Origin of the sequence: Roseibium algae (genome assembly GCF_037783265.1) — a bacterium.
In the GTDB taxonomy this organism is placed as follows: Bacteria; Pseudomonadota; Alphaproteobacteria; order Rhizobiales; family Stappiaceae; genus Roseibium; species Roseibium algae.
In genome coordinates, this window is record NZ_JBAKIA010000001.1 from 384,395 (window position 1) to 398,051 (window position 13,657).

The 13,657-nt window shown below is 54.5% G+C and carries 12 protein-coding genes, 1 tRNA gene and 1 pseudogene; 13 read left to right on the forward strand and 1 reads right to left on the reverse strand.

Annotation, left to right across the window (positions count from 1 at the left end):
* Positions 1-7: 7 nt before the first annotated feature.
* The 11 genes and pseudogenes from urtE to V6575_RS01810 all read left to right on the forward strand — a co-directional run bounded on the left by urtE (position 8) and on the right by V6575_RS01810 (position 10,049).
* A complete protein-coding gene (gene urtE / locus V6575_RS01760; protein WP_340272281.1) occupies positions 8-697 on the forward strand; it encodes an urea ABC transporter ATP-binding subunit UrtE in 690 nt (229 codons plus the stop codon).
* A gap of 90 nt (positions 698-787) precedes the next feature.
* Positions 788-2,017 (forward strand): formamidase, encoded by a 1,230-nt coding sequence (gene fmdA / locus V6575_RS01765; RefSeq protein ID WP_340272282.1) that lies wholly within the window; start codon positions 788-790, stop codon positions 2,015-2,017.
* 133 nt (positions 2,018-2,150) lie between these two features.
* Positions 2,151-2,276: pseudogene (locus V6575_RS01770) on the forward strand (zinc ribbon domain-containing protein); the annotation flags it as partial.
* Between the two features lie 9 nt (positions 2,277-2,285).
* Positions 2,286-2,528, forward strand: a complete 243-nt coding sequence (locus V6575_RS01775) for a hypothetical protein (protein ID WP_340272730.1) — start codon at positions 2,286-2,288, stop codon at positions 2,526-2,528.
* Between the two features lie 202 nt (positions 2,529-2,730).
* Positions 2,731-3,702 carry a LacI family DNA-binding transcriptional regulator gene (locus V6575_RS01780; RefSeq protein WP_340272283.1) on the forward strand — a complete coding sequence of 324 codons (972 nt, stop codon included), beginning with the start codon at positions 2,731-2,733 and terminating at the stop codon, positions 3,700-3,702.
* Complete coding sequence (locus tag V6575_RS01785) at positions 3,699-4,718, forward strand: extracellular solute-binding protein (RefSeq protein WP_422785500.1); 1,020 nt, start codon at positions 3,699-3,701, stop codon at positions 4,716-4,718. The genes V6575_RS01780 and V6575_RS01785 overlap by 4 nt, the downstream gene beginning before the upstream one ends.
* Before the next feature lie 61 nt (positions 4,719-4,779).
* A complete protein-coding gene (locus V6575_RS01790; RefSeq protein ID WP_340272284.1) occupies positions 4,780-5,601 on the forward strand; it encodes an ABC transporter permease in 822 nt (273 codons plus the stop codon).
* Positions 5,602-5,605: 4 nt separating this feature from the next.
* Positions 5,606-6,382: an ABC transporter permease gene (locus V6575_RS01795; protein ID WP_340272285.1), complete on the forward strand. Its 777-nt coding sequence runs from the start codon at positions 5,606-5,608 to the stop codon at positions 6,380-6,382.
* The gene (locus V6575_RS01800) at positions 6,375-7,388 is read left to right on the forward strand and encodes an ABC transporter ATP-binding protein (protein WP_340272286.1); all 1,014 of its coding nucleotides are present in this window, start codon (positions 6,375-6,377) and stop codon (positions 7,386-7,388) included. The genes V6575_RS01795 and V6575_RS01800 overlap by 8 nt, the downstream gene beginning before the upstream one ends.
* Entirely contained in the window at positions 7,385-8,293 is a 909-nt protein-coding gene (locus tag V6575_RS01805; RefSeq protein ID WP_340272287.1) for a nucleoside hydrolase, read from the forward strand. Before V6575_RS01800 ends, V6575_RS01805 begins: the two co-directional genes overlap by 4 nt.
* Complete coding sequence (locus tag V6575_RS01810; RefSeq protein WP_340272288.1) at positions 8,283-10,049, forward strand: adenine deaminase; 1,767 nt, start codon at positions 8,283-8,285, stop codon at positions 10,047-10,049. The genes V6575_RS01805 and V6575_RS01810 overlap by 11 nt, the downstream gene beginning before the upstream one ends.
* A 217-nt stretch (positions 10,050-10,266) precedes the next feature.
* On the opposite strand, the gene V6575_RS01815 is transcribed toward V6575_RS01810, so the two are convergent.
* Positions 10,267-10,343: transfer RNA gene (locus tag V6575_RS01815), tRNA-Met, on the reverse strand.
* A 570-nt stretch (positions 10,344-10,913) separates the two neighbouring features.
* Between V6575_RS01815 and V6575_RS01820 the strand changes: the two genes are divergently transcribed.
* Entirely contained in the window at positions 10,914-12,284 is a 1,371-nt protein-coding gene (locus V6575_RS01820; protein WP_340272289.1) for an ABC transporter substrate-binding protein, read from the forward strand.
* Between the two features lie 92 nt (positions 12,285-12,376).
* On the forward strand, positions 12,377-13,648 hold the full coding sequence (locus tag V6575_RS01825; protein WP_340272290.1) for a carbohydrate ABC transporter permease: 1,272 nt from the start codon (positions 12,377-12,379) through the stop codon (positions 13,646-13,648).
* The last annotated feature ends 9 nt before the right edge of the window (positions 13,649-13,657 follow it).

A 13,657-nucleotide genomic window follows, 5' to 3' on the forward strand; every position in this document is an offset into this window, starting at 1 on the left:
GGCACCCATGCTGCAAGTTGATAAATATCACGTTGCCTATGGCCAGAGCGAAGTGCTTCACGGTCTCGATTTCACGGTGGCGCCCGGCGAGATCGTCACCATCATGGGCCGCAATGGCATGGGCAAGACGACCCTTATGAAATCGTTGATGGGCATCATCCCGACTCGCAGAGGCGACGCACAGGTCGACGGCACGAACATCACGGACTTGAAAAGCTTCGATCGGGTAGCCGAAGGCATCGCCTACGTACCGCAGGGCCGCATGATATTTCCGACTATGACGGTACAGGAAAACATCGAGACAGGTCTGACCTTGACGGGAGCCAAGAGCGTTCCAGAGGGCATCTACGAACTTTTCCCGGTGCTGCTTGAAATGAAGGATCGGCGTGGCGGGAACTTGTCCGGCGGCCAGCAGCAACAACTGGCCATCGCCCGCGCCTTGGCCACCAATCCAAAGGTGCTTCTATTGGACGAGCCAACCGAAGGTATTCAACCGTCAATCATTCGCGAAATGGCGCGGGTCTTAAAGCGGATCAGGGACGAGCGAGGCCTGTCGATCATCGTATCCGAACAGGTGCTGTCTTTTGCCCTGGATGTCGCAGACAGAATTCTTGTGCTGGAAAACGGCCGACTTGTTCATGACGAACCGCGCGCCAGCGTCAATGAGGCAAGGGTCGCCAGCTTCCTGTCGGTCTGATGCCTGAAACCGCCCCCTGACGTCTGATCGACATGCCAGCTTCAGTTCAACTTCCGCGCCGCAACGGGCGCAAAACCAGAGGAGGCAACCATGCCCGATACAGTGATCTCAGTTGATCTCAGCGCTTCGCCGCACACAAACGAAAAGGTTCACAACCGTTGGCATCCGGACATCCCCATGGCCTGCTGGGTCGAGCCTGGAGACGACTTCCGCGTTGAGACCTACGACTGGACCGGCGGTCAGATTGCAAACAATGATGATGCAGCAGATGTCCGTGATGTCGAACTGGAACAGGTGCACTATCTCTCCGGGCCGATCGGCGTCAAAGGCGCAGAGCCTGGCGATCTTCTGGTGGTCGATATTCTGGACATCGGCGCGAAAGACGAAATGCAGTGGGGCTTCAACGGTTTCTTTTCAAAGCAAAACGGCGGCGGGTTCCTGACCGAACATTTCCCGGAAGCTCAAAAATCGATCTGGGACTTTGAAGGCATGTTCACCAAATCCCGCCATGTTCCAGGGGTTCGCTATGCCGGCCTCATCCATCCGGGCCTGATCGGTTGCCTGCCAAGCCGTGATATGCTGGACATGTGGAACACCCGTGAAAAAAACCTGTTCGACACGGACCCGGAGCGGGTTCCAACATTGGCTTGTCTGCCGAACACCCAGTCAGCCCATATGGGTCAGATGAAGGGCGAGGCCCGCGATGCCGCTGCGGCCGAAGGGGCGCGTACGGTTCCACCGCGTGAACATGGCGGCAACTGTGACATCAAGGATCTGTCACGCGGGTCAAAGGTCTATTTCCCTGTCTATGTAGATGGTGCAGGCCTGTCCATGGGCGACCTGCATTTCAGCCAGGGCGACGGTGAAATCACCTTCTGCGGAGCCATTGAAATGGCGGGTTGGCTTCACATCAAGGTCACTCTGATCAAGGGTGGCATGACGAAATACGGCGTCAAGAACCCGATCTTCCGGCCATCCCCAATTGCTCCGAAATATGACGACTTCCTCATTTTTGAGGGCATCTCCGTCGATGAAGCCGGGACTCAGCATTATCTCGACGTTCACATTGCCTATCGTCAGGCCTGTTTGAACGCCATCGAGTACATGAAGAAGTTCGGATACACCGGAGCCCAAGCCTACGCCATTCTCGGTACGGCACCAGTCCAGGGCCATATTTCCGGTGTTGTCGATGTTCCCAATGCTTGTGCAACCTTGTGGCTGCCGACTGATGTCTTCGAGTTCGACATGATGCCCGGCGCTGATGGTCCAACCAAATACCTTGACGGCTCCATCGATGTGCCTCTGGCACCTGATCTTTAAGGGCCTGAACTTTAAAGGCTTCTGATCTTCAAGACTCAGGGCCTTTCAGGCAAGCTCCCGGCAGGCAGAGTGCAAAACGATCCCTGCCTGTCGGGAGCACATCTCCCCATAGCAAGACCTTCGAGGAGGCATCATGCCAGTCTATGATTATCTTTGCGCCAAATGCGGCCCAATAACAGCCCTTCGCCCCATGTCGGCCAGCGCGGAGCCGATTTGTTGCCCGGCCTGCAAACAGGATGCACCCCGAGCATTCTTGCAACCACCTAACATGTCGGGTTTATCTGCAGAGCGGCGCTCAGCTTTTGAACGCAACGAAAAATCCCAGCATGCGCCGAATTTTTCAACCAAGGACAGCCGTGCAGACGAGGTAGAAGACAATCGCAAGAAACGGCATCCATCGAACTGCTCCTGTTGCTCAGGAGACAAGTCTTCGATCCGTTCAAGCGCCGTTTACATGGCAGATGGCAGCAAGGTATTCCCCTCCAAGCGCCCCTGGATGATCAGCCACTGACTTCTGCATGAGCGATCTGGTTTGGTTATCACAACTGAAATGCGCCTCTCGCATCATGTCAGGCGGTGAGATCGCTTTTCACCTCCTGTGGGCATAAGTGATGCGCCACATGAGTGAGATGCGCCTTCATAAATCTGATTAAACGTTTAATTTCATCATTGACATACAGAACCGTTTGATTAAACGTTAAATCAGAGGTTTTATGGTCAGCATCAAGGAAATCGCGAAAGAAGTAGGCGTCTCGCCAGCGACCGTGTCAAACGCATTGACCGGCAAAGGGCGTGTGTCCTCTCAGATGATTGACCGGATCCAGGCCGTTGCCAAAGAGCTGGGTTATCGCCCCAGTCTTGCGGGTAGAGCGCTGCAACGGGGACAAACCGGTATTCTGGGGCTTGTGATGCCCGATCTGACCAACCCGCTTTTCCCACGCATTGCGCAGCAACTTTCCATTGCGGCGGATGCTCAAGGTCTGGGCATTCTGATAGGCGACTCCAGAGGCAACCCGGATGAACAAAGTCAGGCCCTTCACCGACTTGTGGACCGTGGTGTAGATGGCCTGCTGGTTGTTCCGCAGATGGGCGCCTTTCCAGAACCACAGCCGGTGCCAACGGCGATCATCCACACAGCCTCAGATCCACGAAACTCCGTTTCCGGCGACCACGCAGGTGGTGGAAGTTTGATCGCGCGGCACATTGCCGGGCTAGGGCATAAACGGGTTGTGATCCTTGGTGGCGATAGGGTCTCTGAAGTGCAACAGGACCGAATTGCAGGCATGGTTCAGGAGTTTGCCACTTCCGTGGAGACACGAGTGCTTTGGGGCGAAGATGAGTTGTCCGATTTGATCACAGCGGTCTCGGATGGTGCAACAGCGGTCATGACAACATCAGACCTACTGGCGCTCAGAGTGCTATCTCATTTGACCCGCAGCGGTTTTTCCGTTCCAAGAGATGTTAGCCTCACAGGGTATGACGATCTGCCGCTGGCCTGGGCAATGCATCCGGCACTCACCACGATCGCTCAAGACGTTCCGCAAATAGCAACGCGCGCGCTTGAAATCGTCACCTCGCTTATCAATGGGAATTCCGCCCCCTCTCAGGGAGAGATGGTTCCCATGCGTCTTGTCATCCGCCAATCAACGTCCAAGCCAAACCCAAGACAGGAGTCCAATCCATGAGAATGACACTTTCCATTGCGGCGCTCGCCTGCACTATCGCCGGATCCGCGATGGCAGCCGAAAAGACCTTAACAATATCGGTCTATTCCTTCGCCCAGGACGCGTATAAAAAAGCGCTTTACGATCCCTTCGAAAAGATCTGCGGCTGCGATCTGGTTATCGAAACCGGAAACAGTGTTGAGCGTATGGCCAAGATTGAGGCCAATGCCGCAGATCCAGTGATCGATATGGCTGTCATCTCGTCACAGGATGCTCTCAGCCTGGCCCGCAAAGGCTTGGTCTCTGAGCTCGACACATCAAAGCTATCGGACTTCGCAAAGCTCTACCCGGCAGCGCAGGACCCGATTGGCGGCAACATGGCGGTTGGCTACACCTTCTACGCCAGCTCAATTGTTTATCGCAAAGACCTCATTGATATTAAAAGCTGGTCCGATCTGTTGAGCGAAAAACTTGCCGGAAACGTCGCTCTGCCAAACATCACCACAACTCAGGGACCACTCACCCTGATGATGTTGGCCAAGGCGAGCGGTAACGAGACGGGCGATTATTCGCCGGTTATTTCAGATATCGGCAAACACGCTGATGACATCGTAACCTTCTTCTCACGCTCGTCGGAACTCGCGCAGCTGATGAACCAGGAAGAGGTCATCGCCGCACCCGTTGGCCGCTTTGCATGGAGCCGTTTCAAAAGCTCTCCACTGCCATTTGCATGGGCAGAACCTGCTGAAGGTCAGGCTGGTGGCATGAATGTCATGGTTATGACGAAAGGCAACGGCAACGAAGAGCTGGCCTATCAGCTGATGGACTACTGGCTTTCGACTGAGGTTCAGACGCGGATTGCCGAGGCGTTGATCGATAGTCCTGCCAACATGGACGTCAAACTGAGTGATGAAGTCGCCGATAACCTTACCTATGGTGCGGAATTGATCAACTCCCTGAACATCATCGATCCGGCAGACATTCTCGACAGCCGCGAAGGCTGGGTTGAACAGTGGAACGCTGAAGTCATCAAGTAATCCGACAGGGGCAGCGTTCTCGTTGCCCCTGTTTTCCATCTGACAGGATCGGACAACGTAGATGTTCTTGAATACCAGAGAAGGGCTTGCCCTGGCATTGCCGGCGGCCATTTTTTCAATGCTGCTCTTTTTGGTGCCGGTCGGAATTCTCTTGTCCGAAGCTTTCAGGTCTGATCTCGGCTGGTCACTCAGTGGCTATACGGAATTCTTTTCCAAGCCACTGAATCAAAAGGTGTTTTTCCGCACTCTGAAATTGGGTGTCCTGGTGGCCGGGTCAGCAGCCGTAATCGGCTACGCGGCAGCCTTTTGCATCGTCAATCTTAGCCCCGCCAATCGGGGACGGGTTTTTGGGCTGGTGGTGTTGCCACTGATGATCTCTCCGGTTGCTCGAACCTATGCCTGGATCGTCATTCTTGGCCGCACCGGCATTGTGAACGATGCGATCGTCGGCTTGGGATTATCCGACACACCCATACGCCTTCTGTTCACCGAAACTGCTGTGTTCTTAGGCCTGCTTCAACTCTTCCTGCCCTTGATGATTATCTCCTTGGTGTCTGCAATGGAAAATATTCCTCGTGACGTCATTCCTGCGGCCCGCGTTTTGGGTGCCAACTGGCTACAGGTGTTCTTCAAGGTCATCCTGCCCCTCACCAAGGAAGGGCTTGTGGTCGGTGGAACATTGGTCTTCACAGGCGCGCTGACTGCCTACATCACGCCCGCCATCCTTGGCGGATCAAAAGTCCTGATGCTGGAAACCCTGCTTTATCAACGGGTAAACGTAGCAAATGATTTCGTTTCGGCCAGCGTCATTGCGATGATCCTGATTGTCATGTCTTTTTCAGCCAACCTGCTGCTGAAGCGCATTGCGACAGCGAGGAAATAGCCAGATGAGAAACCTCCCCATATGGATCATCCTCGGTTTGACCCTGACGTTCATGATCGGGCCATTTATCATCATCATCTTCGCCGGTGCTTCGGCTGGAGATGCGCTGGCGTTCCCGCCGGATGGCCTGTCTTTGAAATGGTATCTGAAGGTCTTCACGATTGAGAGCTTCCGCGAAAGTTTCCTGTTGTCGATGTTCCTGGCCATCTTCGGAACTTTGACAGCACTGCTGCTTGGGATCCCGGCAGCCTATGCACTCAACCGCTACAAATTACCTGGCGATGAGGCCATTCGAACGATCGTGGCAGCGCCAATCATCGTACCGGGTATCATCGTTGGCCTTGCTCTCCTGCGCTATCTCGTTGTGCCGCTCGATTTTACGGTCACCATGGCGTTGTTTCTGGCTCATACAGCTTTGGTCTTGCCCTACGCTGTGCGTGTAGTCTCATCGAGCATGAACAACCTGCGCGCAGATATGGAAGAAGCGGCCGTGTTGTTGGGATGTACCCGGATGCAGGCCTTTACCAAGGTGGTCTTGCCAAATATTCGGGGCGGAGTTCTGGCTGCCTTTATTCTGGGCTTCGTGACCAGTTTCAATCAGGTGCCGGTGTCGCTTTTCCTGTCCGGGCCAGGTGTGAAGACCCTGCCCATCGATATGCTGGCCTATATGGAAATCACGTATGATCCATCGGTTGCTGCCCTGTCAGCCCTGTTGGCCTTTATGTCCCTCGCCATTGTCTTTGTCGCTGAACGGCTCTTGGGGTTTTCTCGTTATGTCTGATGCAATTGTCCGCCTGTCAAAACTTACCCTGTCCTACGGCAAAACAATTGCCGTGCCCGATCTTGACCTTGATATCATGGAGGGCGAGTTGATCGCTCTTTTAGGCCCATCAGGATGTGGCAAGACCACAACCATGCGCGCCATTGCAGGGCTTTTGACGCCGACCTCCGGGACGGTGGAAATCAACGGTCGCGATGTGACCCGAATAGCGGCAAACAAGCGCGGTATCGGCTTGGTGTTCCAGTCATATGCGCTGTTCCCGCATCTGAGCGCGTTCGAAAATGTCGCCTTTGGCCTGCGGTTAAAACGGATGCCTGAAGCAGAGATCAAATCCCGTACTGATGCCGGGATCGCCACAGTTGGGTTATCGGGGTTCGAAGCCCGCAAACCAGCCGAAATGTCCGGAGGGCAGCAGCAGCGGCTGGCACTGGCACGCTCGCTTGTCATGGAGCCCAAAGTCTTGCTACTGGATGAACCGCTATCAAACCTCGACGCGCGTTTGCGCCTTGAGATGCGTACGGAATTGCAGAGGGTCCAAAAGGAAACCGGCGTCACGATGGTCTTTGTCACACATGACCAGGCCGAGGCTTTGGCACTCGCTGACAGGATCGTTTTAATGAAAGATGGCAAGATAGAGCAACTGGGCACACCCAGCGAGCTCTATGCCGAGCCAGCTACGGCATTTGCTGCTGAGTTCATGGGCTTCGAGAATATATTTCGGGTTGAAGGCGACAGCCTTGTCTCCAAGAGCGGGCGCTTGCAGCTGACCTATGAAGCTGATGCACCAATGCTCGGCTGGCGGCCAAGCGGCGTCCCGGTTGGTTCCGGGCCTCACAATGGCCGCGTGCTGGCGAGTAGTTTTGCCGGTGGGCATCGCGAATATGTGCTCGATAGTGCACTTGGGCAGATCAAGGCCGATGCCCCCATTGAAACAGCAGAAGTTCAAATTGGTGAAACTGTTCCTTTTGACCTGCCCAAAGCAACCGCACGGCGATTGGCAGCATGAGTGCACTCTGGGTCGATACTGACTTTGGCTTTGACGATTTATGGGCGGTTCTTCTGTTGCGGCAGCTTGGTGCCAAAGTTGCTGGCATATCTCTTGTCGCCGGCAATGCGCCGCTCCCTCAGGTGACCTCCAATGCGCTTGGCGCCAGAAGCGCTTATGGCATCGACGCCCCTGTCTATAGCGGAGCCGATCACCCCTTGGTCCGCATGCAGGAAACAGCAGAACGCATATTGGGTCCATTTGGAATGCAGAGCCGAGGTCGGCGTCTGCCTGAGCCAAAGGAGCCTCATTCATTGCCGGATGCTCTGCCCGCGCTTGCAAAGTGGCTGGACAGCGGCGCGCCTGGCGAGCCACGTGAAGTTCTTGCCTTGGGGCCTCTCACCAACATTGCAAACCTGACACGCCGCGCACCTCAAAGCGCTGCGAAAATCTCGCGTTTGGTCTGGATGGGCGGCAGTGCGGGTCCAGGGAACCACTCGGCCATGGCCGAGTTCAATGCACTGGCTGATCCGGAAGCAGCAGCCGTCATTTCTGCAGCAAGACTGCCATTAGACGTTGTAGATCTCATGCTGTGCCGTAAAATTACCTTCGGACCATCCGACGTACCTGTGATGCCCCCACTCATGGCAGACTTGATTGGTGGCTATCTGGATATCGGCCTCAGTCGAGGCCGTCCGGGCATGGCGATTTACGACCCGGTCGCAGCTCTGGCTGCAATGCGACCAGATCTATTTCAATTTGAGAAGTGCCGCATGCAAGTCTCGATCACTCCAGATGACAGCTACGGTGCCACGGCATTTCATTCAGCGTCAGAGGGCGAGACCCGGCTTGCGACCGATGTCACACCAGACATGGCCCATATTTGCCTCACAGCACTTGCAGAGGAGGTTGCCAATGAGCGTTGACGCAAATCTGAATGATCAGGAACTTCGCGCCAATGCAGTCCAGGCCGCGCGCGGGGATCGTCCTTTTGATGTACTGATCGAAAACGCGCAAATCCTGGACATGATCACTGGACGTGAGCGCCTTGCTGATATCGGCATTGTTGGCCCTTTAATCGCCAGCCTTCACAGCAGTGATCCTTCTTGCAACGCAGAACAGCGTCTGAACGCTGAAGGACGCTGGGCAGTGCCAGGGTTTATTGACACGCATATGCATGTTGAAAGCTCAATGATCACGCCTGCGCAATATGCGTCTGCAATGGTTCCGCGAGGTGTAACGACTGCGCTCTGGGATCCGCATGAGCTTGCCAATGTCTCGGGTGTGGAAGGCGTCAATTTCGCTGCTGATGCTGCGCGCACGGCCATTATGCGTTTGCTGCCCCTTGCCCCGACCTGTGTGCCGTCTGCTCCCGACTTTGAGTTTAGCGGCGGTGATTTCGGCCCGCAGACCATCTCAGATCTTCTGGCTCGTGATGAATTTCACGGCGCTGCTGAACTGATGACAATGCAGCAGCTACTTAACGGTAATTCACGCGTTAAAGGCATCGTTCAGGCTGGCCTTGAAAGTGGGAAGCGCGTCTGTGGTCACGGGCGCGGACTGAGCGGAGGAGATCTGATGGCCTATGCCGCTGCCGGTGTCGAAACAGATCATGAATTGACGTCCGCTGCAGATCTCTTGGCCAAGCTTGAGGCGGGGTTCACAATCGAATTACGTGGCTCGCACGAACACCTCTTACCCGAATTTGCCGAAGCGCTGATCTCCCTTGGCCACTTGCCTCAAACGGTGACCCTTTGCACCGATGATGTTTTCCCAGACGATTTGCTGACCAAGGGCGGTCTTGACCGCATCATGCGCATGCTGATTTCCCACGGTATGCCATCTGCCTGGGTCTATCGTGCAGCAACTTTAAACGCGGCGTCCCGAATTGGCCGACCCGATCTAGGGCTCATCGCCCCCGGGAGGCGAGCGGATATCGTACTTATGTCGGACCTAGACCAGGTTCGAGCCGAGACTGTGATCATCGACGGTTACACCGTCGCGAACACAGGCATGTTAGACTGTGCCGCTCAAACGACCGCTTGCTCTGCGTCCTTGATGCAAACGGTAAAGACCAAGCGATTTACGGCAGAAAATTTCGAGATTAAGGCCAAGGGAAGCACAGCCAGCATCGCAACACTCTCCAAGCCTCGCTTTCCAGAGTGGGGCGAACGTGAAGTCACCATCTCGAACGAAAAGCTCAACCTGCCCGAGGATATGATCCGCATGGCGGTGACAAATCGCTATGGTCGCAACACACCAACGCGAGTGGCCTTTCTGGAAAATTGGGGCACTTGGCACGGGGCCTTTGCAACCACGGTTTCGCATGACAGTCACAATCTCACTGTTTTTGGCCGCGAACCCGACGATATGGCGCTTGCCGCGAATGCCGTACGCGACGCCCAAGGCGGTATTGCTGTTGCCAGTGACGGAAAGCTCATCGCGATGCTCCCACTTCCCATCGCCGGCCTCATCAGCGACAAACCCCTCGAGGTCGTTGCAACAGAATTAGCTGCAATACGGACCGCAATGGACGATCTCGTCGGCTGGAAACCCCCATTTTTGGTGTTCAAGGCTCTCTTCGGCGCTTCACTGGTGTGTAACGCGGGCCCACGCCTTAGTGATGTCGGCTTGGTCGACGTCTTTGAAGCACGAATATTGGAAAGCTGCGTTTTGGACTGAAAGCGGGATTTGGTCCAAAATCAGCTTATCATTAGTAATTTGCTAAATATCATTTCCAAGAAACAAGCCAACAAAATTTAAAAGTTACCGAAGCATTTACCTATACTTCAGGTTCCCATTTGATCAGGAAAACTCATCGCATTCCCGAAATAGATATTGCTAGCTAAGATTTGCCCAGCCAACATTTCATGAATATCTAATTTTATGAAGGAAAAACTGGTAGCGGGAGAGGGACTTGAACCCCCGACACGCGGATTATGATTCCGCTGCTCTAACCAGCTGAGCTACCCCGCCACACACACCGCGAATTGCGAATGTGGAGTGCTTATAGTGAGGCTGAGGCAGGCCTGTCAAGTGGACTTCTGCGATCAGACAAGAAGTTCGGTTATCTACGCTAAATTGCTGGCTACTCTGTGGAAAATGAGGCTGACCGTTCCTTGTAAGCTTGGGAATTCGCATGCTCTTCAGAAATGAAGTTCTGCATGGAAATCAGCCCTGAGAACATCTTAATCCTGCGGCCTAATGGATTGGATCTCTGATGAAAATCGCGTTTCCCCTACCCATCATCGACTATCGAAAGAGATACATATACAGCCTATTAAACGCAGGCTTATGAAACAGGAGAGCGATCCAGTTCCTAAAAACAACGTTGAAAACAAAAGTAATTTCACAACCGCCATCAATGACGGTTCTATTTCATCAAATATTTCGATCTCCTCCTCCCTCCCATGCGATCAGACTTTTTTGAGTGTCACATCGTCGTTGTGAAGCTGCTGTACTTGATGGCTTGCACACGTGTGCAACATCAATTTTCTTGCCCGCCGACACGTCGGCAGCACCTCAAATCAGCAAGCGGATACTCTGATGACCATTCTGTCTTCAAAGCTTCGTCAGTCTACGGCAGCCGCCGTCCTGGCTCTTACTGCAATCGCATTTGCCGGCGACGCGCTGGCAAAGGACCTGACCATAACCGTGTGGGCCGGCGGCTCTGGCGATAACGATGTTTATCGTTTGGATGCCATTGAAATGGCAGCAGACATTCTATCCCGTGAATGGGCCGTTCGTGGCGACGAACTGAACATCACCGTTCAGAAAAAACGTGATTTCGCAGGTTGGCCTGAATTCAAACAGGCCGTGACACTCGCAGCAGAGTCCGGCTCCGCGCCAAACATCGTCGTTACCAGCCACACAGACATTGCGCCCTGGAGCCAGGCTGGCCTGATTGTTCCAGTTGAAGATTATGTCGATCTCGACGCCTGGCCGCTGAACAACATCTACGACAACCTGCTGGAAATGACATCCTACAATGGCGTTGTCTATGGCCTGCCACAGGATGCCGAAGCACGCCCGTTCTTCTTCTGGAAAGACACCATGAAGAAGATTGGCTACACGGACGAAGAAATCGAAGCCCTGCCGACCAAGGTCGAACTGGGCGAATATACGCTCCAGAACGTTCTGGAGGACGCCAAGAAAGCCGTCGACATGGAGATCGTGGAAAAGGGCTACGGCTTCTATCCACGCGTTTCCAACGGCCCAGATTATGCTCAGTTCTACCAATCCTTCGGCGGTGAACTGATGGACAAGGAAACGGGCAAGCTTGTCCTCGACAAGAAAGCCATGACCGAGTTCTACCAGTTCTTTGTCGATGCTGTGGAAGCTGGCGTGACCCGCAAGAACCACATTGGCACCGAATGGGACCAGTGGTACGCAGAAGTCGCCTCTGGCAAGGCTGCGATCTGGCACGGCGGCACGTGGCATTATGCCCGTTACACCGGCAAGGAAGGCCTGGATGACTTCTTCGGCAACATCCAGTTCTCGTTGATCCCTGCAGGCAATGAAGAAGGTCACCCGAACACGATCACGCATCCACTCGCCTATCTTCTGACAGCCCAGAAAGACGAAGAAGCTGTCGAGATCGCAGCGCAGCTGATCAAGATCGCTTCTGAACCACGCATCAACACACTGCATGCGATCAAGTCTTCTCACCTAGGCATCACCCGCGAGCAGTCCAACATCGAACTCTATGCGAATGACCGCTGGGCTTCGGAAGCAACGGCACGCCTGCTGCCATTTGCCAGCTCCCAGCCAAACAACCTGAACTACGGCAGATTCTCCGAGATCATGTTCAAGGGCCTGGAAACAGCCTGGACAGGAACCAAGTCCCCGGCTGACGCTGTTGCTGAAGTTGAAGTGGAAATGAAGGCATTGCTCGGCAACGATCTCATCGTTCGCTAAGCCCGCCCCTTCCCGGGCAGCAATTGCTGCCCGGGCTCTCATTTACATGCGAGGATCCGATGCGACGTGCGCATTTACTCGGGCTCGGCTTCATGGCGCCCGCACTTCTGATTACCGGCCTGTTCTTTTTGGCACCTGTCATTCTGACAGCCGTTTTTTCCTTCACCAGCATGAGCTCGGGAACCGGAATTTCCGGAGGTGCCTATTCGGTCTCTGAGCAAACAATCCGAGAACTTCCGGAACGCGGGTTTCCTCAAGAAACTGCGGACTTGCTCGCAAAGGATGTTTACCGGATCGACGAGGCTGGTCTGAGCGATCTTTCCGCTAACTTTGGAGAGCCCTTCTCCAAGCAAGTCCGGAAGGCCCTATCTGGAAAGGTGTTCGATGGTCGCAAGGCTCTTGTGACCGAAATGAAGAAACTGAGGGAACGCCCTCGTTCCGTCCGCCAGCTCAAGATTTCTGCGGATCTCTTCAAGCGGTCCATTTTGAACATCCGCTTTGACAGCAAAGCCGCCCTGCTCGCCAGCGTAAGTGACATCGGCATATCGCTGGATGCGTCCCAACAGACCATATTGGCGGAGACCTCCTACACCGGCTGGAGTTGGACAACCGATAACTACAAGCTGATTTCCTCAATGCCGTCAGCTTTCCGGGCAGCAGGCAACACCTTCATTTATGTAACGCTAACACTATCGGTCAGTATCGGCTTGGGCCTGCTGCTCGCACTAGCGACCTTCTATCTGCCAAAGGGCCAGGCTGCTGCGTTTCGCGCCATCTGGATACTACCTCGCATTTTGCCACCGGTGATTTACGTCATGATGTGGAAGTGGTTGACCTGGGACACAGGTTTCCTGTCCAATTTCCTGCTCAATTTTGGCATCACTCCGCGCAACTGGATGCTGCATTCAGACATCAACGCCTGGGTCTGCATTGTCCTGATAAATGGCTTTGTCGGTGCGTCCCTTGGTATGATCCTGTTTTCCAGCGCGATGCGCGCCATCCCGGCGTCGATGCTCCATGCCAGCGAAGTCGATGGCGCAAACCGCAGGCAGCAGATCTGGCACATTATCCTGCCTCAACTCAGATGGCCGATCCTGTTCACCACCGCTTACAGCACGCTCTCGCTGATTGCCTCCTTCGACTACATCTATCTCTCAACCGACGGCGGCCCCGGACGTTCGACCGAGGTCTGGGCGCTCTATGCTTTCCACACAGCTCTGAACAACTACGGCGGGGCGCTTCAATACGGTCTCGGAGCTGCTCTCGCGCTCATGCTGGTCATTATCGGCATCGGGGCATCCCTGTTTTATCTCCGCATCTTCAACTTCAATGAACTCGTGGCCAAGCCGCGTATCGAGCAATAGGAAGCATGT

Bases quoted from the DNA above. Each gene is read 5' to 3' on its own strand.
- urtE (WP_340272281.1), top strand. From the start codon at position 8: ATGCTGCAAGTTGATAAATATCACGTTGCCTATGGCCAGAGCGAAGTG.
- fmdA (WP_340272282.1), top strand. From the start codon at position 788: ATGCCCGATACAGTGATCTCAGTTGATCTCAGCGCTTCGCCGCACACA.
- V6575_RS01775 (WP_340272730.1), top strand. From the start codon at position 2,286: ATGTCGGGTTTATCTGCAGAGCGGCGCTCAGCTTTTGAACGCAACGAA.
- V6575_RS01780 (WP_340272283.1), top strand. From the start codon at position 2,731: ATGGTCAGCATCAAGGAAATCGCGAAAGAAGTAGGCGTCTCGCCAGCG.
- V6575_RS01785 (WP_422785500.1), top strand. From the start codon at position 3,699: ATGAGAATGACACTTTCCATTGCGGCGCTCGCCTGCACTATCGCCGGA.
- V6575_RS01790 (WP_340272284.1), top strand. From the start codon at position 4,780: ATGTTCTTGAATACCAGAGAAGGGCTTGCCCTGGCATTGCCGGCGGCC.
- V6575_RS01795 (WP_340272285.1), top strand. From the start codon at position 5,606: ATGAGAAACCTCCCCATATGGATCATCCTCGGTTTGACCCTGACGTTC.
- V6575_RS01800 (WP_340272286.1), top strand. From the start codon at position 6,375: ATGTCTGATGCAATTGTCCGCCTGTCAAAACTTACCCTGTCCTACGGC.
- V6575_RS01805 (WP_340272287.1), top strand. From the start codon at position 7,385: ATGAGTGCACTCTGGGTCGATACTGACTTTGGCTTTGACGATTTATGG.
- V6575_RS01810 (WP_340272288.1), top strand. From the start codon at position 8,283: ATGAGCGTTGACGCAAATCTGAATGATCAGGAACTTCGCGCCAATGCA.
- V6575_RS01820 (WP_340272289.1), top strand. From the start codon at position 10,914: ATGACCATTCTGTCTTCAAAGCTTCGTCAGTCTACGGCAGCCGCCGTC.
- V6575_RS01825 (WP_340272290.1), top strand. From the start codon at position 12,377: ATGGCGCCCGCACTTCTGATTACCGGCCTGTTCTTTTTGGCACCTGTC.